Origin of the sequence: Moraxella bovis (assembly GCF_025985205.1) — a bacterium.
GTDB lineage: Bacteria > Pseudomonadota > Gammaproteobacteria > Pseudomonadales > Moraxellaceae > Moraxella > Moraxella bovis.
Map to the genome: position 1 here is coordinate 2,144,114 of NZ_CP087840.1, position 21,969 is coordinate 2,166,082.

At 42.0% G+C, this 21,969-nt stretch carries 22 protein-coding genes; 8 read left to right on the forward strand and 14 right to left on the reverse strand.

The window, feature by feature from the left end; translation table 11 throughout:
- The first annotated feature begins 87 nt into the window (after positions 1-87).
- The gene (locus tag LP107_RS10925; RefSeq protein WP_112741887.1) at positions 88-2,796 is read left to right on the forward strand and encodes a penicillin-binding protein 1A; all 2,709 of its coding nucleotides are present in this window, start codon (positions 88-90) and stop codon (positions 2,794-2,796) included.
- A 340-nt stretch (positions 2,797-3,136) separates the two neighbouring features.
- On the opposite strand, the gene glmU is transcribed toward LP107_RS10925, so the two are convergent.
- The 8 genes from glmU to ribH all read right to left on the reverse strand — a co-directional run bounded on the left by glmU (position 3,137) and on the right by ribH (position 9,784).
- Entirely contained in the window at positions 3,137-4,492 is a 1,356-nt protein-coding gene (gene glmU / locus LP107_RS10930; protein ID WP_112741886.1) for a bifunctional UDP-N-acetylglucosamine diphosphorylase/glucosamine-1-phosphate N-acetyltransferase GlmU, read from the reverse strand.
- A gap of 238 nt (positions 4,493-4,730) precedes the next feature.
- The gene (locus tag LP107_RS10935; RefSeq protein ID WP_112741885.1) at positions 4,731-5,198 is read right to left on the reverse strand and encodes a hypothetical protein; all 468 of its coding nucleotides are present in this window, start codon (positions 5,196-5,198) and stop codon (positions 4,731-4,733) included.
- Between the two features lie 505 nt (positions 5,199-5,703).
- Positions 5,704-6,219 (reverse strand): hypothetical protein, encoded by a 516-nt coding sequence (locus LP107_RS10940; protein ID WP_112741883.1) that lies wholly within the window; start codon positions 6,217-6,219, stop codon positions 5,704-5,706.
- Positions 6,220-6,243: 24 nt separating this feature from the next.
- Complete coding sequence (locus LP107_RS10945) at positions 6,244-6,816, reverse strand: phosphatidylglycerophosphatase A family protein (RefSeq protein ID WP_078273215.1); 573 nt, start codon at positions 6,814-6,816, stop codon at positions 6,244-6,246.
- Between the two features lie 5 nt (positions 6,817-6,821).
- Positions 6,822-7,484, reverse strand: a complete 663-nt coding sequence (locus tag LP107_RS10950; protein WP_264676126.1) for a hypothetical protein — start codon at positions 7,482-7,484, stop codon at positions 6,822-6,824.
- 31 nt (positions 7,485-7,515) lie between these two features.
- On the reverse strand, positions 7,516-8,493 hold the full coding sequence (thiL, locus tag LP107_RS10955) for a thiamine-phosphate kinase (protein ID WP_078273217.1): 978 nt from the start codon (positions 8,491-8,493) through the stop codon (positions 7,516-7,518).
- Positions 8,494-8,548: 55 nt separating this feature from the next.
- Positions 8,549-9,112, reverse strand: a complete 564-nt coding sequence (gene nusB, locus LP107_RS10960) for a transcription antitermination factor NusB (protein ID WP_264676125.1) — start codon at positions 9,110-9,112, stop codon at positions 8,549-8,551.
- A gap of 177 nt (positions 9,113-9,289) precedes the next feature.
- Positions 9,290-9,784, reverse strand: a complete 495-nt coding sequence (gene ribH, locus LP107_RS10965) for a 6,7-dimethyl-8-ribityllumazine synthase (RefSeq protein ID WP_078273229.1) — start codon at positions 9,782-9,784, stop codon at positions 9,290-9,292.
- A 144-nt stretch (positions 9,785-9,928) separates the two neighbouring features.
- Between ribH and LP107_RS10970 the strand changes: the two genes are divergently transcribed.
- A complete protein-coding gene (locus tag LP107_RS10970) occupies positions 9,929-10,519 on the forward strand; it encodes a DedA family protein (RefSeq protein WP_078273219.1) in 591 nt (196 codons plus the stop codon).
- Positions 10,520-10,572: 53 nt separating this feature from the next.
- Here LP107_RS10970 and LP107_RS10975 read toward each other — a convergent pair whose 3' ends face one another.
- The 3 genes from LP107_RS10975 to LP107_RS10985 form a co-directional block, all read right to left on the reverse strand.
- Positions 10,573-13,197: a bifunctional aconitate hydratase 2/2-methylisocitrate dehydratase gene (locus tag LP107_RS10975; RefSeq protein ID WP_078273230.1), complete on the reverse strand. Its 2,625-nt coding sequence runs from the start codon at positions 13,195-13,197 to the stop codon at positions 10,573-10,575.
- Positions 13,198-13,455: 258 nt separating this feature from the next.
- Positions 13,456-14,172: an alpha-ketoglutarate-dependent dioxygenase AlkB family protein gene (locus LP107_RS10980; protein ID WP_112741882.1), complete on the reverse strand. Its 717-nt coding sequence runs from the start codon at positions 14,170-14,172 to the stop codon at positions 13,456-13,458.
- Positions 14,173-14,184: 12 nt separating this feature from the next.
- A complete protein-coding gene (locus LP107_RS10985) occupies positions 14,185-14,361 on the reverse strand; it encodes a hypothetical protein (protein ID WP_162860350.1) in 177 nt (58 codons plus the stop codon).
- A gap of 162 nt (positions 14,362-14,523) precedes the next feature.
- On the opposite strand from LP107_RS10985, the gene lipA reads away from it, so the two are divergent.
- Positions 14,524-15,588: a lipoyl synthase gene (lipA, locus tag LP107_RS10990; protein ID WP_112741881.1), complete on the forward strand. Its 1,065-nt coding sequence runs from the start codon at positions 14,524-14,526 to the stop codon at positions 15,586-15,588.
- A complete protein-coding gene (locus LP107_RS10995) occupies positions 15,548-16,399 on the forward strand; it encodes a hypothetical protein (protein WP_264676124.1) in 852 nt (283 codons plus the stop codon). Before lipA ends, LP107_RS10995 begins: the two co-directional genes overlap by 41 nt.
- Positions 16,400-16,616: 217 nt before the next feature.
- Here LP107_RS10995 and LP107_RS11000 read toward each other — a convergent pair whose 3' ends face one another.
- Both LP107_RS11000 and LP107_RS11005 read right to left on the reverse strand, forming a co-directional pair.
- A complete protein-coding gene (locus tag LP107_RS11000) occupies positions 16,617-16,799 on the reverse strand; it encodes a hypothetical protein (RefSeq protein WP_162860348.1) in 183 nt (60 codons plus the stop codon).
- An 878-nt stretch (positions 16,800-17,677) separates the two neighbouring features.
- On the reverse strand, positions 17,678-17,821 hold the full coding sequence (locus tag LP107_RS11005) for a hypothetical protein (RefSeq protein ID WP_158079633.1): 144 nt from the start codon (positions 17,819-17,821) through the stop codon (positions 17,678-17,680).
- 85 nt (positions 17,822-17,906) lie between these two features.
- On the opposite strand from LP107_RS11005, the gene LP107_RS11010 reads away from it, so the two are divergent.
- The 3 genes from LP107_RS11010 to LP107_RS11020 all read left to right on the forward strand — a co-directional run bounded on the left by LP107_RS11010 (position 17,907) and on the right by LP107_RS11020 (position 20,420).
- Entirely contained in the window at positions 17,907-18,869 is a 963-nt protein-coding gene (locus LP107_RS11010; protein ID WP_112741877.1) for an alpha/beta fold hydrolase, read from the forward strand.
- Between the two features lie 56 nt (positions 18,870-18,925).
- Positions 18,926-19,744 carry a 2,3,4,5-tetrahydropyridine-2,6-dicarboxylate N-succinyltransferase gene (dapD, locus tag LP107_RS11015; RefSeq protein WP_112741876.1) on the forward strand — a complete coding sequence of 273 codons (819 nt, stop codon included), beginning with the start codon at positions 18,926-18,928 and terminating at the stop codon, positions 19,742-19,744.
- Between the two features lie 136 nt (positions 19,745-19,880).
- Positions 19,881-20,420: a hypothetical protein gene (locus LP107_RS11020; protein ID WP_208624076.1), complete on the forward strand. Its 540-nt coding sequence runs from the start codon at positions 19,881-19,883 to the stop codon at positions 20,418-20,420.
- Between the two features lie 138 nt (positions 20,421-20,558).
- Here LP107_RS11020 and LP107_RS11025 read toward each other — a convergent pair whose 3' ends face one another.
- Entirely contained in the window at positions 20,559-20,717 is a 159-nt protein-coding gene (locus tag LP107_RS11025; protein WP_158079632.1) for a hypothetical protein, read from the reverse strand.
- A 492-nt stretch (positions 20,718-21,209) separates the two neighbouring features.
- Between LP107_RS11025 and queE the strand changes: the two genes are divergently transcribed.
- Positions 21,210-21,956, forward strand: a complete 747-nt coding sequence (gene queE, locus LP107_RS11030) for a 7-carboxy-7-deazaguanine synthase QueE (protein WP_078273826.1) — start codon at positions 21,210-21,212, stop codon at positions 21,954-21,956.
- Positions 21,957-21,969: the final 13 nt, after the last annotated feature.

The following is a 21,969-nucleotide window of genomic DNA, read 5'->3' on the forward strand; positions in this document are numbered from 1 at the left end:
TCAAAATTAACATGCTTTGTAACGCATTCTTTACACAGAGAATATGATACAACATTTTGACAACAATTTTAACCACCTAGAAACGCTATGTCTCAAAAAAATTCTGCCGTTCGTCTGATTTCTTATCTAAAAAACCTAATTTTGGCAATTTTTGCTCTAATTTTAATCTTAGTGCTAACTTTTCCAATTGGGTTTTATGGCATGGCAATGTATCTTGAACCCAGTTTGCCAAACATCAAAGAATTAAAAAAAATGCCCTTAGAGATGCCTTTGCAAATCTATACCGCAGACCATAAGCTCATCGGGCAGTATGGCAACAGATATTCACTGCCTGTGGCTTATGAAGACATCCCTGAGACCATGATTCAAGCGTTTTTGGCGGCAGAGGATGATACCTTTTTTGAACATACTGGCATTAGCGTCAAAGGGCTTGGGCGTGCCATCACTGAGATGATTTCAACCACAGATGGACAAACGGGCGGTTCAAGCATTACCCAACAAGTTGCCAAAAACTACTTTTTAAGCCCCGAGCAAACTTTTGAGCGCAAGCTAAACGAGCTGTTCATTGCCCGTAAAATCGAAAACGAGCTGTCCAAAAAAGAAATCATGACATTGTATGTCAATAAGATCTACTTAGGTCAAGGAGCTTATGGTATCCGTGCCGCCGCCAAACGTTATTATAGTAAGTCATTAAATAATCTTACCATCGCAGAGATGGCAATGTTGGCAGGTCTGCCCAAAGCCCCGTCCGACTTTAACCCAGTCATCAACCCCAAACGCGCCTTAGAACGACGCAACTGGATTATTGGACGGATGCTTGCCAAAGGCTACATCACCCAAGCCGAGCACGATGAAGCGTTATCCGCTGACATCGGGCTTAATATGTACCAAGAACAGCTTGATCTAAACTTGCCTTATATCGCTGAAATGGCACGTTCGGCACTGGTCGAGCGTTATGGGGCACAAGTCATGGACAGTGGCTGGCGAGTACAGCTGACCATTGACAGTGCTGACCAATTAAAAGCAAGGCAAGCCGTGCTAAACGGCACTTACAGTCATAACGCTTATACCAATGGTGTTTATCGTGGTGTTGAGGCTCTAACGGGGGATTTGGCATATTTTAAACCTTTTACTTTTAGAGACGGCGAGCGTTTTCGTGACATGCTTCCTGCCAAAGTGGTCGAAGTTAAGAATGGTCAAATCCGTGCCGAACTCCAATCAGGCGAGACAGTGCGTGTCTTTATGAACATGCGCTATGCTGACAGCAAAGTCGGGGGTAAAAGACGGGGCTTTGGCACCAACCTTGTCGCTGGCGACAGAAAAGAGCTAAAACCTGCCATTGAAGTGGGTAACATCATTCGTGTGACCAAGCAAGGTAATAGCTGGTACGTAACCCAGCCCCCACGCACCCAAGGGGCACTTGTCGCCATGAACCCCCAAAATGGGGCATTAGAAGCTGTCGCTGGTGGTTTTCATTTCAACCAAAGCAAGTTTAACCGTGCCACCCAAGGCTATCGCCAGCCTGGTTCTATCATCAAACCCTTGATCTATGCCGCCACTTTTGAAAACAGCAAGCTAAGCCCTGGCGATGTCATCTCAAATGCTCCCATCAGGATTGGTAATTGGCAACCCAAGAATGCAGGTGGTGGTGCTGGTGGTGCAGTTTCCATTTCTAGTGCTTTGGCACGTTCACTAAACCTACCGTCGATTCGCATGATGCAAAAGGCAGGTGTTGAACCCACCCGAGAAATGCTCTCACAGTTTGGTTTGGAAAAAGACCGCCTGCCCCAGTCTCTCACCTTAGCACTGGGGGCAACTGATGCCACTCCTTTACAGATGGCAACCGCCTATGCCACTTTCGCCAATGGCGGTCACCGCATCCAGCCTTATTTTATTGAACGTATCTATAACTTTGACAACCAAACCATCTTCCAAGCCAATCCCTTACAAGCTTGTGCCGTTTGCTTTAATAAAGAGCTTAGTAAAGTCAATACCCAATTATTAGACAGCTTTGGGCATACACCAGCAGACGAAGAAACATCAGAGCAAACCACTGATGATGCCTTGGATAAAGAGAAAAATACCAAAAAAGACCAAGAACCACCTAAAAAGATAGACCACGCCAAAGCCTTGGTAGCACGCATTCACAACGCTCATAAAGCACTTGACGCCCAACAAGTCGCCTACCGCAAAGAGAATCCTACGCTAGATGCCGCGCCCATCTTTGACCGCCTAAAACCCAAACAAGCCATTCAATTTGGTATAGCCGAGCAAGCACCACGCATCTTATCAGTACGCACGTCTCGCTACATGGCAAGTATGCTAAAAGGTGTGATGACAGGCGGTACAGGTCGTAAGGGTAATTTCCGCTCTGACTTAGGTGGTAAAACAGGCACCACCAACCAAGCCAAAGATGTTTGGTTTGCCGGCTTGCAACGCAACCATGTGGCTGTAGTGTGGATTGGCTATGACGAGCCTGCTTCACTGGGTGCAAAAGCCTATGGTGGCACGCTTGCTATGCCTGTTTGGGTGGATTATATGAAACATCAACTCAAAGACGAACCCACCAAATGGGTTGATGATGGTAATCTTGCCAAGAGCAAAAAAACCGAGCAAAGGATCATCGACATCACCGATGAGAATGAAGCCGAAGCCATGGAGGAGATTGCCCGAGAAGAAGCCGAAGAAGCTCTTGCCAATGAGATTTTAGGTAATGGTGACTCAGATATGGCAGAAAGCTCAGGTGATGAAGTTATTCCTGAGGGTGATGGCGAGAACATTCCCGAAGGACAATAACCCTTATTTACTCTATAAAAACACGGCTGTTCGGTCGTGTTTTTATAGAGTGTGGCAAGTTAATATTTGCAATGAAACGTGGTAAAAAAATCGCCCGTTTTTCAAGGAAAAAGTGAAGTTTGATAGCCATTCTATCAAACGAGCTTTTATTATGAAAAACAATCCGATCACTTAACTGGGTAAATTTTTAAGAATTTTAACCTAATTTTTAAATTAAGTGGTCGGATAGCCATTTTTCATACAAAAACATTATTTTATTTTTACGAAATTTGTAAACATTAAACTGTGTTATAAAGGGTAGGCACGCCCTAAATAAATGAATGCGATATTTGATTAAAACTTAGCCTTTTTTAACAGGACGCTTCCAACCGTCAATGGTCGTCTGTCTATTACGAGCAACCGTCAATTTATCATCAGGCGTATCTTTGGTAATCACAGACCCCGCTCCAATCGTGGCGTTTGCTCCAATCTTGACAGGAGCGACAAGCGAGCTATTGCTACCCACAAAGGCATTATCACCAATATGCGTTTTAAATTTATTCACGCCGTCATAATTACAGGTAATTACCCCTGCCCCCACATTGACATCACGCCCCACATCAGCATCGCCAATATAGCTTAAATGGCTAACTTTCGCCCCTTGGTTTAATGTAGATTTTTTGATTTCTACAAAATTGCCAATTTTGACTTTATCTTTAATATCCGCTTTTGGGCGAATATGGGCAAAAGGACCGATGGCAACATCCGCCCCAATGGTGCTATCATCAAGCACGCAATTTGGCTTAATGTGGGTATTATTACCAATTGTGCAATTAGAGATGACATTGCCCGCATCAATTTGCACATTATCGCCCAATACCACATCGCCCATAAAAACGGTGTTAATATCAATAAACACATCGCTACCGCATTTTAATGTACCACGAATATCCACACGATTGGGGTCGGCAAATTGCACGCCATTTAATTGTAACTGGTGAATCAGATGAGCTTGATAAGTGCGTTCTAAATTAGCAAGTTGAATACGGTCATTCACACCGTCTATTTCAAATTCAAACGTTGGGTTAATCGTTTTTATCTCAACATTATCCGCCACCGCCATTTTGATAATATCGGTCAGATAATATTCGCTTTGGGCGTTATTATTATCGAGTTTTGGTAAATAATTATGTAGCAAGGCATTATCCACACAATAAATACCGCTATTGATTTCTTTAATTCGTCTTTGGGCATCAGTGGCATCTTTTTGTTCCACAATGGCGATGACTTTATCATCTTGACGGACAATTCGCCCAAGCCCAAACGGATTATCCACGCTCATCGTCAGCATGCTAATGCCATGCGTGTTTTGTTCAATGAGATTTTGCAGAGTATCCAATCTTGTCAATGGCACATCGCCATATAAAATCAGACTTTTGCCATCTTTTGGCAAATGGGGCAATGCCATTTGCACCGCATGACCCGTGCCGAGCTGTTCGGCTTGCTCTGCCCATATCAAATCGCTATCAGCAATCTCATCTTTGACCATTTGACCGTTATAACCATAAATCAAAATGGTATTATCGGCATTTAATGCACGGCAAGTATCTAATACATGGCGAAGTAGCGGTTTGCCTGCTAAGGTTTGTAATACCTTTGGTTTAACCGACTTCATGCGAGTGCCTTTGCCACCTGCTAAAATGATAATATTTAACATGGTAATTCCTTACTAAAATTAGGTAAAATTATTATAACATGGAATTTGGGAAAATATATGGTTACGAAACTTGCATAATACTCTTTTGCTAAAATATTTGGCTCTGGTTCAAAAAGTATGCTACAAAGAAAACAGTTCGTGGCGAGCTTGGGAAACCTAACGGTTTTCATACCCGCAGGCAGGCTCAGGGCGAACGGAAAACTAGTTCAGCATACTTTTTAGACTACTACCAAATATTTTATTTGTCATGCCTTTTAAAAATCTTATTTAAGGCTAGAAATTTATCTGATTGTTGCAATTCTTTCCAATAGAATTGACTAAAAGAATGTCTATCAAAACCCTGATTAACCCTCTCAAATAACCATAAAGAGTTTTTATCAGCAACAATTAGTAATATTGCTGATAGCTTTAATCCATATGACCAAATCTGTCTGAAGGCAGATTCAAAATCTTTATGATTTTTAATTATAAATTTCGCTTCAAATAAAATCTTGGCTTGCTCAAAACCCTTATCTTTATTTGAAAGCAAGGCATAATCAGGAAAGACCCTCTCGCCTCTACCCATTTTAACAACTAATTGACGCACCCAATCATTATCACTGTAACCCAAATCACGCAACAACGGCTCTATTAAAAATTTTTCAACATCTTTTTCATTATTTAAGTTTTCATTACCTTTATAAGAAGAAGAAAATAAAACAGGCAAATCATTTATATCATCTTGATTGCTTTCAATGATATTTATTAGATTTTGATAATCTACAGCATTCCAAGAAAATCCATTTACACCCTGAAATTTTTTCTAACCAAGCTGTTTTTAGAAAAATAAGTATCCGTCTTTAATTGATTAAGTGGTATTGGCTTTATCTTTTTGCCATAGCCTATATAAATATGGCTATAATAATGAAAAAATGGGTCTGCAATCCCATTGGAAGTCGCTCGCCAAATAGAATGTATGTAGCTTCTTAGGCTTAGGCAATACATAATGACAATATCTCCTTTTTTAGTCTCCAAATTTCCTTGCCAAAAGTGTGTACTACTGTCATTTATACCATCTAAAAAATTAAAATCTCCACCCGTCTTATTTGCCCCCACCAACCAGATATTTGTTGGATTTGGCAGACTAACCTCCTTGTTTTTCTGAGAAAAAAGATATTTAGGTGCAAAGTCATATAAGAAAGCACAAATTTCGTTTGAATCAAGATTGTTTTTTATTTGAAATTATATATCGATTCACAAAAACCCCAATAATAAGCAAAACGTGATTGTTTATCAGATTTTTTGGGGATTTCAGGCAATTCTATCCCAAACTCATCACAAATTGATATTAAGTCCCTAAATTTATGAATAAAAAGATAGGGCTTGAAAAAATCACTATTAATTAGATATAGACATAAAGATATAGGTACAATACATTGCAAAAACCATTCAAAATTTGGTTCTACATGCTCAATGATAGAGCCATCTCTTTTTTCAGATATATCAAAATCAATACCATTATCACAAAGGTCATGAAAAATATTTTTAGCTTGCTCTAGATTATCTATCTTGGTATTTGATAAACTTGAAAACAATAAAAATTCATCTATATAAGCATAGACTTCATCTATATCCAAATGATAATCTACCAGATATTCCCTTAAAAAAATCTTGTGGCAATTCTTTAAAATTATCAATAAAATTCCCTCCCGAATCGCTCTCTTTGTAATTACGCCAAATAAATTCATTAAACATAAAAGCCCCAAAATACGTTAAAGTATAAGCATTATTAAAGCAAACACCACCGCCGACATTATCCCTGCCAATATATCATCAATCAATATCCCAAATCCGCCAGAGACGTTTTTATCCACCCATTTGATGGGAAAAGGTTTGATAATATCAAAAAAGCGAAATAAAACAAATGGAATAATCAAAAATAAAATTAAACTTGGGTGCCAATATGTCAATCCGCTTTTATCATCTGGTATACCTATCAACAACCAAACACTTGGCAATAACGCAATCCACATTCCTACCCATTCATCAAACACAATATGTGGGTCATCGTGAGTATTCATCAAATCTGATGTCTTGCCACAAATATAACTGCCAATCAGACAACCAATAATGGTAATCGCCAAAAATCCCCAAAATCCCAATAAAAGCATGGGCAAGGCGATAATAAGCCCACCCACCGTCCCCCAAGTACCAGCAGCTTTTTTGGGCAGACCAGAACCTAAGCCAATCCCTAGCCAATATACGCATTTTTCAAAGGCGGTGGCGGTAGGCGGACAAGGCGGACAAGGGTTTGATTTACGAATGTCGGGTTTGTGGTTTTGCATTCAAGTTACTCTTTAGTGCTGTGCAAATTTTTTTGTTCTCGCTGATTAAAAAATCCAATCTTATCAATCGGCTTATTCATTGCTTTTTTAAAGGCATTGTTGTTTAATAATTCTTGTAAAGTTGTGATATTAAGCGTGCGATTTTTGATATTAGAAATTTCCACCTTATGATAATTAACATCAATATGACGAGCAAAAGAAAACGGCGAAAAAGTATGTACCGCCAAATAATAGTCTTGCCCGTCTATCATATAAATATAAAAATTTGGTTTGCCGTCTGGGGCATATTGTGGGTCATAATATTCATCAATGGTTCGCCCCAAGCCTTTTTCTAACTCTTGTACGAAATCTTTCATGGATTTTATTGTTGCAGGTGCAGGCGGTTTATTACCGTTAAAGAAACTTTGCTGTAATGGCGTGGCAATCTCCACATAAATGAGGTGTTTTGATTGATTAGCAAAAGGATAATGCCCCATTTTTTGACGATATTCATCAATCAATTTACCCCAATAAACCAAATGATTTAAACGAATAATATCAGCATTGGTCTGAAAGTCAACATAAGCACTTTTTTGAGCATCTGTCATCGCCTTTTGGGTGTTTTGAGCGATAGCGTTTATATTAAACAGGTTAAGAGATAATAAGATTGCCAAAATAAATTTATTCATGATTAACGCCTTTTGATTGGCAAACATTTAATTAAAAATGCTCCCACCCTTTTACCAATAACCCCACTTCTTTTTTATTGTGTAAAAATACCAATCCTTTATCCGCCACAATTTGCCCAATCGGATAAATCGGCATATCAGGATTTTGCTGTCTGAATAAATCAAGTTTAGCAGAAGGCATGGTAAAGCACAACTGATAATCATCGCCCCCATTGATTTGGTGTTGCCATTTTTGGGCGTGGGGCAAGGCATCAAGCAGGGCATGGCTCGGTATGGCATTAAGGTCAATTACCGCCCCGACGCCACTTGCCGTCAAAATATGCCCCAAATCCTGCCCCAAGCCGTCCGAGATGTCAATCATGCTGTTTGCAAAGCCGATGAGTCGCCCACCAAGTGCCACCTGTGGGACAGGGTATTGCATGGCTTGGCGTAAGTCGTGGGGCAGACTGTTTGGCGGTCGGTTGGCATGCCCGTCTCCGTTCAAATCGTCCAAAATCCGATGCAACCCAAGGCTTGCCAGCCCCACTGTGCCACTCACGCACACCACATCACCCACGCACGCCCCTTGTCTTGTGATTGCTTGATTTGACGGAACAAAACCCAAAGCCGTAACCGAAATCGTCAAAACAGGTGAGCCTGCGATATCACCCCCAATCAGCTCCACACCAAAGGGCGTGCAAGCATCCGCCAAACCGTGTGCAAATGCCTTGCAAAAATCATCATTCGCCATCGCCTTTGGCAAAGATAGCCCCACCAAAATGGCATACGGTGTCGCCCCCATGCTGGCAAGGTCGGACAAATTGACCGCCACCGCCTTATAGGCAATGGCGTGCGGGTCGGTCTCAAACACAAAATGCCGTCCTGCCACGAGCGTATCCACACAGCTGACAAGCTGGTTATTTGGCGGAATGTGGCTTATCGCACAATCATCGCCAATGCCCAAAACGGTATTGGCATGGCGTGTTGTGGCGTGTTTAAAATGGGTGTAGATTAGGGAAAATTCGGACATGGTTATTTATTTGATGATTTTAAAAAAGGGCAGAATTATCCGCCCTTTTAATTACTCACTTTCTTTTTTGGCTTTTTTTCTCAGCTTTATTGGCTTGATATTCCAATTCTCGCATATCTTTGGCATATCTATCCAAAATGGCATTGATGAATTTATGTGCATCGGTTGCCCCAAAATGGGTGTTTAATTGCATGGCTTCATCAAGTACCACTTTATAAGGGATATGCAAGCTGTGTTTTAGCTCGTACGCCCCAATCAGCAAAATCGCCTTTTCAATGGTGTCTAACTTTTCAAAACTGCGGTCAAGATAACGAGAAATCTCCACAATCAGCTCGCCTGCCTTCATCGGAATCTCACGCATGAGTTCGTGATAATAGCCCAAATGCACGGTGTGCATGGCGTTATCAGCTCGTGTGTGAGCGACAATGGTGTGTGGCTCATTACCGCCAAGCAAATCACGACTTTCATTGGCAAAACGATAATCCGTCATCAGCCATTCATAAAGACCTTGCACGGCAAAACGGCGAGCCTTGCGAATGGCGGTATAGCTGGTTTTGTAACCTGTGGTATTAATGTCAAATTGGTCGTTTTGGGCATTGGGGGGCGTGGTCGTTGTCATAAATTACCTTAAATTAAAAATAGTGCTACATTAAAATCATCTTTTAATGGGAAAATGGGAAATGGACATTGTTTATTTTTAATAAGTCATCTTGGGGCAAATTGCAATTCGCCCCTACATTTTTAATTTAAAATTAAAATAAGTTTAATAAAAAAACAATGCCAAATTTATTAGAGATTACAGAGCTTTTAACACGCTCACCATTTCAATGGCGGTCATGCCTGCTTCATAGCCTTTGTTACCTGCTTTGGTGCCAGCTCGCTCGATGGTTTGCTCGATGTTTTCGGTGGTCAAAATGCCATTAATCACAGGGATGTCGTGATGTAGCGCCACGTGCGATAAGCCTTTGGCGGACTCGCTTGCCACGATGTCAAAATGCGGTGTCGCCCCACGGATAATCGCCCCAAGCACGACAATGGCGTCATAGTTGCCCGTTACCGCCATGCGTTTGGCGGTCAAGGGTAGCTCAAACGCCCCCGGCACACGCACTACCGTAATGTTCTCGCCAAGCACGCCATGACGTAGCAGAGCATCTAACGCCCCTTCTACCAAACTTTCAACCAAAAAACCATTAAACCGCCCCACGGCAATCCCAATACTCAGATTGGCATTATCATGTAAGGCACCGTCAATGTGGGTTACGGCATTTTTTTGTTCGGTAAATGTGGTCATAAGGCTCTCATCATAAATAAAGGGTTGGTTGTCCATTATATCAAATTTACCTTTGCCGACAAAGTATTTTTTCTGTTATGATAAGACCTTTTTTAAAGATTGAGGGTATTCATGGACAGCATGAGTGCGTGAATTTTGGCGATTATGGATAGGCTTGGACTGGCAGGGGTTACGCTGATGATGTTTTTGGAAAATGTCTTTCCGCCCATACCGAGCGAGCTTATCATGCCTATGGCGGGATTTTGGTCAGCCATGGGTAATATGAATATCATTGCCGTCATCATCGCAGGGACAGCAGGGTCGGTGCTTGGGGCATTGCCACTGTACTATCTGGGGATGGTGTTTGATGAGAAACGCCTGTACGCTCTGACCGAAAAATACGGCAAATACCTGCTGATTAAGCCGTCCGACATCACCAATGCGACCCATTGGTTTAACAAACACGGAAAGGCGGTGGTATTTTTTGGGCGAATGATACCTGCCATTCGCTCGCTCATCTCTATCCCTGCGGGCATGAACCGCATGCCGATGTTGCCGTTTTTGGTGCTGACGACATTAGGCTCTGCCATTTGGACGATCCTGTTGGCATATGCCGGCTATGTACTTGGGGCGAACTATGAACAAATGGCGGAGTTTATCGCCCCCATTAGTAAAGGCGTGGCGGTCGTGGTGGGGCTTGTCTTGGTGGTCGTGGCATTTTTGCAGATTAGAAGTGTGTTTTTTGATAAAAAATGACCAAAAATAAAACACCGCCAATCGCTTGACGGTGTCTTTTTAATCAAATCAGATTAGGCAAGTTGTGCCACGCTGATTTTGTCTGATTTTTCGGTGTACTCGCTCATTTGGTCGAAGTTTAGGTAGTTGTACACTTCGGACTCCATAGACTCAAGTTTACCTGCATACGCCATGTACTCTTCAACGGTTGGCAGTTTACCAAGTACAGATGCCACAGAGGCAAGCTCAGCAGAGGCTAGGTATACGTTTGCACCTTGACCTAGACGGTTCGGGAAGTTACGAGTACTGGTCGAGACAGCGGTGCTGTTTGGTGCAATACGAGCTTGGTTACCCATGCACAGCGAACAACCAGGCATCTCAGTTCTTGCCCCTGCTTGGGCGTAGGTGTTGTAATAACCCTCGTCCATCAGCTGACGCTCATCCATCTTGGTAGGCGGTGCAATCCACAAACGAGTGGTTAGGCTACCTGCTGGCACTTCGGCAAGGAGTTTACCTGCAGCACGGAAATGCCCGATGTTGGTCATGCACGAACCGATAAACACTTCGTCAATCTTGTCGCCCGCCACTTCTGATAGCAATTTGGCATCATCAGGGTCGTTTGGACAGCATAGGATTGGCTCTTTGATGTCGGCAAGGTCAATCTCATACACTTTGGTGTATTCGGCATCGGCATCGGCTGTTAGCAGGCTTGGGTTGTCTAGCCATTTTTGCATGTTCTCGGCACGGCGAGCTAGGGTACGAGCGTCGCCATAGCCCTCGGCAATCATCCATTTTAGCATGACGATGTTAGAGCGTAGGTATTCGGCAACTTTTTCTTCTGAAACGGTAATCGCACAACCTGCTGCCGAGCGTTCAGCAGACGCATCAGACAATTCAAACGCTTGCTCAACAGTTAGGTCGTTTTCCATTTCGGTCAAGTCAATCTCTAAGATACGGCCAGAGAAGATGTTTTTCTTACCCTTTTTCTCAACAGTCAAGTCGCCTGCTTGAATGGCATAGTAAGGAATGGCGTGTACTAGGTCACGAAGTGTGATACCAGGTTGCATTTTGCCTTTGAACTTCACAAGCACCGACTCAGGCATATCCAGTGGCATCACACCCGTCGCAGCAGCGAACGCCACCAGACCAGAACCCGCTGGGAATGAAATACCAATCGGGAAGCGAGTGTGTGAGTCACCGCCAGTACCTACAGTATCAGGCAGTAGCATTCGGTTTAGCCATGAGTGAATCACACCGTCGCCTGGGCGTAGAGACACACCACCACGGTTCATGATGAAATCAGGTAGCGTATGATGAGTTACCACGTCAATCGGCTTAGGATAAGCTGCGGTGTGACAGAACGACTGCATCACTAAGTCAGATGAGAAGCCTAGGCAAGCCAAGTCTTTTAGCTCGTCACGAGTCATCGGACCCGTGGTGTCCTGACTGCCCACGGTTGTCATCTTAGGTTCGCAGTAGGTGCCGGGGCGAATGCCTTGACCTTCTGGCAGACCACATGCACGACCGACCATTTTTTGAGCTAGCGTGAAGCCTTTGCCTGTGTCGGCAGGTTGCTCTGGGGTGCGGAACAAGGTGGATGGTTCAAGACCTAACGACTCACGAGCCTTACTTGTCAAGTTACGACCTATGATAAGGTTGATACGGCCGCCAGCACGCACTTCGTCTAGTAGCACAGGGGTTTTTAGTTTGGATTCGGCAATTTGATTGCCGTCTTTGAATGCAGTAACAGTTGCGGTGGCATGGTCGATTTTTAGGGTAACTTCATCGCCCATATTCATGTCGGCAACGTCAATCTCAACAGGCAACGCTCCAGCGTCTTCCATGGTGTTAAAGAAAATCGGTGCGATCTTACCGCCTAGACACACACCGCCGTCACGCTTGTTAGGGATGTGCGGAATGTCATCGCCAAAGAACCATAGCACAGAGTTGGTCGCTGATTTACGGCTAGAACCTGTACCCACAACGTCGCCCACATAGGCGACAGGATTGCCCTTAGCAATCAATTCTTTGATTTGGCTTAGAGGACCAACTTCCCCATTTTTTTCTGGGCGAATGCCATCACGCTCATTTTTTAGCATGGCGTTGGCGTGTAGTGGAATGTCAGGACGGCTCCACGCATCTTGGGCAGGCGATAGGTCGTCTGTGTTGGTCTCGCCTGTTACCTTAAATACAGTAATGGTCATCTCGGTGGGGACTTCTGGGCGATTTGTGAACCACTCGCCTTCCGCCCAAGACTGCAATACCGCTTTGGCGTTGGCATTACCTGCTTTGGCTTTTTCTTCTACGTCATGGAACGCATCAAAGACCAACAGCGTCTTTTTCAACGCTTCGGCTGCCAATCCGCCAAGCTCGGCATTGTCTAGTAGGTCAACCAATGGCGCAACGTTATAACCACCAAGCATCGTGCCTAGTAGATATACCGCACGCTCTTTGCTAACTAGTGGGGAGGTTGCTTCGCCTTTGACAATCGCGTTTAAAAAGGCAGCTTTGACATAGGCAGCTTGGTCAACCCCTGCTGGTACACGGTTTTCAAGCAAGTCCACCAAGTAGTCTTCTTCGCCTGCTGGTGGGTTTTTTAAAAGTTCAACCAAATCGGCGGTTTGGGCATCGGTCAATGGCTGTGGGGGTACGCCTAAGGCTTCACGCTCGGCAACGTGGGCTCTGTATTCGGTTAGCATTTGCGACATAGCAATTCTCCATGATAGTAGGTCATAAGTGCTTGACAATGATTTTCATTATTACAATAATTATCAAGTGCCTAGACGTTGATTTTAAAGGCAATCTTGCCCAAATTTACTCTTTGTATGATAACCGAAAAATGACATATTTTCAAAAAAATATTTGCCATAGCCAACATTTTTTTAAAAAATACCACCCATTTGTCAGGGTTTGGCATTGGGTGTGATTTTGGCTTAGGCGACACGTGGAGCATTGGGTTATTGGCGTATTTTGATGTTTCTAAACGTCAGATTCACCCGACTGCCCTGCACTCGCTTTTGCTTGGGTATACTGTGTTGCCAATGGTGCTGAATCTGCCCTGCCATGGCAAGCAGACTGCCATGATATAAAGGCAATTCTAATTTTACCGCATGATTGTCTTTAAGCCTTAATAAAAATCGTCTGGTCTGCCCAAAACTTACTGACGCTATCAAAGGATTTGCCCCAAGCTCTGATTCATCATCGGCATGCCAGCTAATATAATCATCGCCCGTGCGAGAATGATTTAACAGTACGCTATTAAATCGCCTTTTACAAACATCAAATAACGCCTGATTGACGGCAAGTAGCTCATCCGTCCAAGTATTTGGCATAAGGCCAATACCCGAATACGCATAAGGGCAATCCTTATCGCCATACCATGCCGACAGGCGGGGAATTGGGTGCGTTTTACCATACATATAAATGGTGTCTTGTTGCCAGTTGATATTGCCATCTGCCAATAAATAAGCCAAATAATCATCACAGAATTTTTTATCAAAATAACATGGCGAATAATACAATCTACCAAATGGCACCACAATAACCACGCCTTTGCCGTCATCGTGCAGATAAGCGGTAAAGTCAGTATTCATAAATTGACCGTTTTTTATTAATTGGTCTATGGGTAATTGATTTGGCGATTGATTGTCAAAAATATCATTAAATAAATCCATGAACTTACCTTTTTATTTTACTTTTAAATAATTAGGATGTGTTAAAATTTTATAATATGATTTACAATTTGCAAGCATTTTAAAATAACCATAATTTGACAAATGATTATTTTTAAAAACAGCTTTAACCCACCCAAATTTTGGCACCCATTTTAACAAATCAATCCGTCGTTGCCAATCGACGCTCATGCCACGCCCAAACCATCTTTAAAAATGGCAAAACCCTATCAACGACAAGGGTTTATGGCGACAATCGCACCCATACGCCTTGATTTTTGTCATCGCTTTTTGTCTTGAAATAAGGTAAAATACCCCAATTTATTTTCATATTTTTATAAAAATAGGCAAGCCATGACCGTCCAAACTTATACCCCAATCCCCAAGCCCGCCCCCAAAAAAGCCATTCAGGGCGAAAAACTGCGTGGCTATGATAAAGTCGCTCGCATTCCCATTAAGGTCATTCCCACCGTAGAAACCCCCAAAAAGCCCGACTGGATTCGTGTCAAATTATCCAGCCCTGCCGAAGTGGAGCGTATCAAAGGCACGCTACGCAAACAAAAGCTCTACACCGTCTGCGAAGAAGCCGCTTGCCCCAACCTACCGCAATGCTTTGGCGACGGCACGGCGACCTTTATGATTATGGGCGACATCTGTACACGTCGTTGCCCGTTTTGTGAAGTGGCACACGGTAGACCCAACCCCCTAGATGTGGACGAGCCACGCCACACCGCCGAGACAATTTTGGGGCTTGGGCTAAAATATGCCGTCATCACAAGCGTGGACAGAGACGACCTAAAAGACGGCGGTGCAGGGCATTTTGTGGAAGTTATCCAAGAATCCAAAGCCCTAAGCCCCAACTGCTTGATTGAAATTTTGGTGCCTGATTTTCGTGGACGTGAAAAAATCGCCATTGACCTACTTGCCGAAACCGCCCCCGATGTCTTTAACCACAACATCGAAACTGTGCCACGCCTATACAAGGCATTTCGCCCCGGCTCGGACTATCAGCACTCATTAAACCTACTAAAGGAATACAAGGCACGCCGTCCCGATGTCGCCACCAAATGCGGATTTATGGTGGGGCTTGGCGAGACCGAAGGAGAAGTCTATGCCCTGCTTGACGACCTAAAAGCCCATGACGTGGACATCATCACAATCGGGCAATATCTAGCCCCAAGTAAAAACCACGCCCCTGTGGACAGATACGTCCACCCTGATGAGTTTGCCCGCTATACCGAATACGGCAAAAAATTGGGCTTTTTTAACATCTGGGCAAATCCTATGGTGCGTTCAAGCTACTTTGCCGACCGTCAATATTATGGCGAGCCTTGCCCACCGCCTGTACGCAGTGCCAAAGCATTGGCAAAAGAAAAACTTGCCAATGCCGAGCGTGGCGAAAAAGTTGGGTGTTTTTGAGTGGCAAAAGGGGAATTTTAAGGGTATGCAAATGGATATTGACCAGTTGATGTATCAGGCGGTTAGCAAAAACAATGATACCAACGAGTTAAAAGGCTTTATCCAAAGTCAGGGGGCTAGACAATCTGCCAATGAGCATCTTGTGCCTGAACAGTTGTTTGATGACCCAAACACCAAAGAAAAAGAAGTTGAAGGCGTGTCTGCGGTAAAAGCCATTCAAATCGCCCAAGAGCAGGGGCAAACGGTTTATACCATTACTCAAGAAAACTATAGTCAGATTATCCCAAAACTTAGCCTATCTGCCAATGTGATGACGGATATCCGTGATAATGTGGCGGTGGGGCGTACGGTTACGGTGCATGAGAAGACGATTAACTATAAGGGTTGGAAAGGCTCTGGGTATATTATCATTGACCCACAGACTGGCTCAGGGGCTTATCTTATTGATGGGGGAGCGAATGGGGCGATTTTAATTGCTGGAGGTATCGCTATATTAGCCCTTATGATAGTTAATTTTGTATTTTTACTTGCAGAAAGTGGAGGAACTCTACTTCCGCTTTTATTAGCCAATAATGGACTGTTACTTGAAATATATTTAGGCACGCTTTTAATAGCTATAGCAATGATAGCGAAGGGAATAAATATGTTTAATGGAAGTAAAACAGCTTGTGGTATTTATACTGTTGCAGGTGCTGTAGGTTTAAGTGCTTTATTCTATAGAGCTAGATTTTTTTTTAATATATTGTTTGGTATGGTTTCAGGCAGTGGTCTATTTCTAGGGTTAGGAGCTTGTGTAACCAATGAAGATTAAGACCGATTATGATAACCTTCCACTTTATTCAAAAATTCTAATTTATATTGTTTGGTTAACTTTTAGCAGTTTATTGATATTTTATGGGTTAAGTGAATTTTTTGGTAAAGAAAAACACCTAAATGATTTTTTCAAAGTTTCAGGTATTATAGCTGTATTCTCTATCAGTCCTTTTTTTAGAAAGTAAAGGTATTTTAACCCACTTAAAATCAAAAACTTAATATTTCAACCCCATCCTATCCAAAAAAGGTTTATAAAAGTCTGATTTGGTGGGGTCTAGCAGTTCATCAGCGATTTTGTTTGCAAAATCATCAGTACTAGCTCCGATAGGGGCATAACTCCCCAATTCTGGCAAATTCGCCAGTTTTTTGGCAAACATCAATCGTTGTTTGTCAGTCATTTTAATGATAGAACTTTGTTTAATCTTATCATCGGTAAGTTCATTTTATGTAATTATGCAATAGCTTTAATAACTATTGGAATAGGTCTGGTGTTCTTTCCTACTGCAAAATTAGCTGGAAGTGTAGGACTTTCAACCATTACAGGATTTGTTGCCGCTACAGTCGGAACCGTAGGATGTATAAGTGGAAGAGGTTAAGATGAAAGACTTAAGATTATTAGTTTATATATCTTTATACTCCTTAATTATTATACATCCCATATTTATACTAATGTTTTTTCTAGTTCAAAAAATGGGGTATAGTATAGATATTGCTAGAAATATTAAACTCGTAACTTATATTTTATTAAGTCTACCTGTTATAGGATATTTAATTTTTTATAAAAAAAATCAAAATAATTAATCATAAAAATTTATTTTTGATTAAAAGAGAACAAATGCAGATAGGCTACGCTCATAATTATTTTGGTAGAAATCTACTAGAATGGCTATCCTTAAATAATTTTTATTACTTTTATTTACTAAAAAGTATTTACTAAAAAGAGAGGAAGTGATGTATGCTTAATTTTTATTTTATTATTCTCGTATTATCTGGTATTTTATTTTTTAGTTTATTTGTTATTTCAGCTTTAGCATGGAAAGGAAAAATAAAGAATAGTGAAAAAATTATGGATTTATTCAATATAAAACTATTTGATGACCCATAGTTGTAAAACCAAAAGTAAGTTTGATGTTTATGATAATAGTTACTTTGATATATATTATAGTGGAAATATTAAAGTAGTTTTACATAAAGAGTGAAATAGTAAAGTCTTAATATTATGCCATTGACTCTAATATGCTAGAGTTAAAATAACAACAGCTAGAGAAAACCTATCCTAAATTCTACTATTAAACCCCACCACTTCCAAAAAAGGCTTATAAAACTCGGATTTGGTGGGGTCTAGTAGCTCATCAGCGATTTTGTTTGCATAATCATCGGTACTAGCTCCAACAGGGGCATAACTGCCTAACTTTGGCAAATTCGTAAGCTTATCAACCAATTTTGATTTGGTAAAGCACAAAAAATTTTATATAATAGCAAAAAAATAACAACTGTATAGCATTATGACTTCTAAACCCATTCTCTCATCAAACGGCATTCATCGCCTACACCACCACTTTTTTATCCCCAAAAGCACGCCCATTGCCAGCCTGCTCATTGTTCACGGTATGAGCGAGCATAGTGGTCGCTATGCCGATTTTGCCAGCTTTTTGGCGGATAATGGCGTGCTGGTGGCGACTTACGACCAGCTTGGGCATGGGCAGACAGTTAAGGACAAATACGAGCTTGGTTTTATTGACGAAAAACACCCCATCCAAGCCCTGTGCAAAGACGTGGTTATCATGGCGGATAAACTAAAAGACAAGGCACGCACGCTGACCGACCGCCCCACCCCCCACTACATCATGGGGCATTCTATGGGGTCATTTATCGTGCGGACGGTGCTGACCCACCACGCCACGAGCTTTGACGGGGCAATTATCATGGGGACGGGCAACAGCTTTGGGGTCATCAACCGCTTTGCCCTAACCGCCCTTGGGGCGATGAATTATATCAACCCAAAACGCCCCAACACCCGCTTTGCCACGCTCCTAAATCATTACCTACTCTCCCAAATTCGCTCGCCCATATCGGCATCGCCCTTTGCGTGGCTGGCCGAAAACACCGACAGTATCAAAGCCTTTGAAAATGACCCCTTATGCGGTTTTGCATTTAGCAATAATGGCTTTGTCGCCTTGCAAGCCCTTATCAAAAAAGCCACATCGCCCACATGGTACGCCCACACGCCCAAAGATTTTCGCATTTTGCTCGTGAATGGCAAAGACGACCCAGTCGGACGCATGGGGCAGGACATTGATGAACTCCAAAACGAGCTTATCCGTGCAGGGCAAAACGTCCGCACGCACCTATATCCCAATATGCGACACGAACCACTGCATGAGACGGATAAAGATAGGGTATATGGGGATATTTTGGGGTGGCTAAAAAATCACACCATTGATAAAACCAATCAAAAATCTCAATAAAATCAGTTTAAATTGTGCTAGAATAAAGTGTTTTTTACTTCATTTAGGAAATTGTTATGTCTTTACAAAACATCATCGAAACCGCCTTTGACAACCGTGCTAACTTCGGCGCGACCGATTGCCCGTCAGACGTGCGTTCTGCCGTTGAAGAAGTGCTTGCAGGTCTTGATAATGGCTCACTTCGTGTTGCCGAAAAAATTGACGGCGAATGGGTGGTTCATCAATGGGTCAAAAAAGCCGTACTATTGTCATTCAAAATCAATGACAACAAACCCATGAATACAGGCGAGCTTGGTTTTTATGACAAAGTAGATACCAAATTCAATGGCTGGACAGAAGAAGACTACAAAAATGCAGGTGTGCGTGTCGTTCCCCCTGCGGTGGCTCGTAAAGGCTCATTTATTGGCAAAAATGTGATTTTGATGCCAAGCTATGTGAATATCGGAGCGTTTGTGGACGAAGGCACCATGGTGGATACTTGGGCGACCGTTGGCTCATGTGCCCAAATCGGCAAAAACGTCCACCTATCAGGCGGTGTGGGTATCGGTGGTGTACTAGAACCCCTACAAGCAAACCCGACCATCATTGAAGATAACTGCTTTATCGGTGCTAGAAGTGAAATCGTGGAAGGCGTGATTGTTGAAGAAGGCTCGGTCATCTCAATGGGTGTGTATATCGGTCAATCCACCAAAATCTACGACCGTGAAACAGGTGAAATTCACTACGGACGTGTGCCAGCAGGCTCGGTGGTGGTATCAGGTTCATTGCCAAGCAAAGACGGCACGCATTCACTCTACTGTGCGGTCATTGTCAAAAAAGTGGACGCACAAACCAGAGCGAAAACTTCGATTAATGACTTTCTAAGAGCGGACTGACGAACACCAAAAACTATTGTATCATTTAATGGGTGATTGTTTACAGTCCAATACAATCACCTTTTTCGTGTGTTGCAAATGGTCTTTTCTTGAAAAGATTGCAATTGGGAATAAATATTTTTTATTTGAATGTACTATGAAAGCTGATCAATCTCTCTTTAGCGGTGTGATGACGGATACCGTTAATGCGTCGGTGGGTCGTACTATGGCAATTGAGAAGACGATTAACTATAAGGGTTGGAAAGGGTCTGGTTATATTATCATTGACCCACACACTGGCTCAGGGGCTTATCTTATTGACGGTGGGGCGAATGGGGGGATTGCTTTTGCTCAAGGAATGTTATTCACTTATTTAGTCATATCTATAATGGTATTAAGTTTTGTTTCTGTAACAGTTCTTGCCCCAGAAATAGGTGCTTTAGCTTGGTTATCTTTATTTCCAATTCTATTAAGCACATTATCAGCCACATTGACAATGTTAGATGTTATGATTAATAAGACAGATTTTGAGAAGAACTGTTTTATTGGAGGAGTGGCTGCTATGATAACACAATTACCCCTTCCAAAAAGTTTATCGGACAAACTCATAGGTTATATAATAGAAAAAGTTCTTGGCATTGCAGGAGCGTCAGGGGTTACTCTTGGATGGTACAATTGTTTTGTAGGTACACCATGATAATAGCTTTTGCATTACTATTGGGTATTCTAATAAATATTATTAAATCATATTTATGGTACAAAAAATTAGGTCTACTAGATTGTTTTCTTATCATTATAGGCTTAATCTTGCTAATTTATATTATTAGTCAAAAAATTAATGTTTAAACCCCACCAAATCCAAAAAAGGTTTATAAAACTCGGATTTAGTGGGGTCTAACAGTTCATCAGCGATTTTGTTTGCATAATCATCGGCACTTGCCCCGACAGGGGCATAATTGCCTAACTCTGGTAAATTTGCCAGTTTTTTTGGCAAACATTAGACGCTGTTTATCAGACATTTTAATGATAGAATTTTGTTTACTATTATTAGTAGATTTTTGTTTATCATTTTTCTGATTAAAACTAAAGGTAAAGCCAACAATTTTCTTTTAAAATTATCAATCCTATTGTATTTATTAAGCTAGTAGATCGAAATACAATACCAATTTTCTACATATAAATTCTCATTTTTGATTTTTAAATATCCTTAAAATCTGTTAAAATGGTTTAAATTTTAACAAGGAAAAACCAATAACTTTAATTGTATGCCAAAATAACTTTAAAATTACCACAAAATTAAGATTTAGGCTTAAAATATTGGGTTTTATTACACTTAACCTAACCTATGGCACGCACCCGCCTTTTTATTTGCCTGATGAATTTAAATTGGTGTATTCTTAATGTTGATATTTTCAATATTATAATTTTCCCAAAATTTTGCCAAAAATCTGCTAAAATAGTGAGTTTTTCAATCATTATTATCCCTATGTCAGCCAACAGCCAATCCCAATCCACCCCCAAATCCATTCAACTTAGAAACACCCAAATCCCCACCACCGACCCGTCCGCAGGGCTAAAACTTACTGAAATTTTTTATTCCTTGCAGGGCGAGGCCTTGGCAATGGGTTTGCCGACCATTTTTATTCGTCTAACAGGTTGTCCGCTTCGCTGTGTCTATTGCGATACAACTTATTCATTTGCAGGGGGCGAGCGTTGGGGACTTGATACGATTTTGGAGCATATCAAAGAGTACCCCTGCAAACGCATTTGCCTAACAGGGGGAGAACCGCTTGCCCAGCCCAATGCCATTGCCTTGATGAAATTGCTCCTTGATAACGGCTATGAGATTTCATTAGAAACAGCAGGGGCATTGTCGGTCAAGGACGTGCCAATAGCGGTGTCAAAAGTCATGGATTTAAAAAGTCCATCATCGGGCGAAGTGGGTAAAAATCTGTGGGAAAATTTAGATTATCTAACTCCCCATGACCAAATCAAAATCGTCATCGCTGACCGTGCCGATTATGATTGGGCAAAAGGCGTTTTGCAAAAATACGAGCTTGACAAAAAATGTGGTGTGGTGTGGTTTTCGCCCATGTTTAATATAGACGAGCGTAAATCAGACGTGCCAAATCTGGCGGTAGAGCTTGCCGAGTGGATTTTGGCGGACGGTTTGCCCGTGCGTTTTCAATTACAACTGCACAAAATCATCTGGGCGGACGCTAAGGGCAAATAAAGCAAAAGCCGAT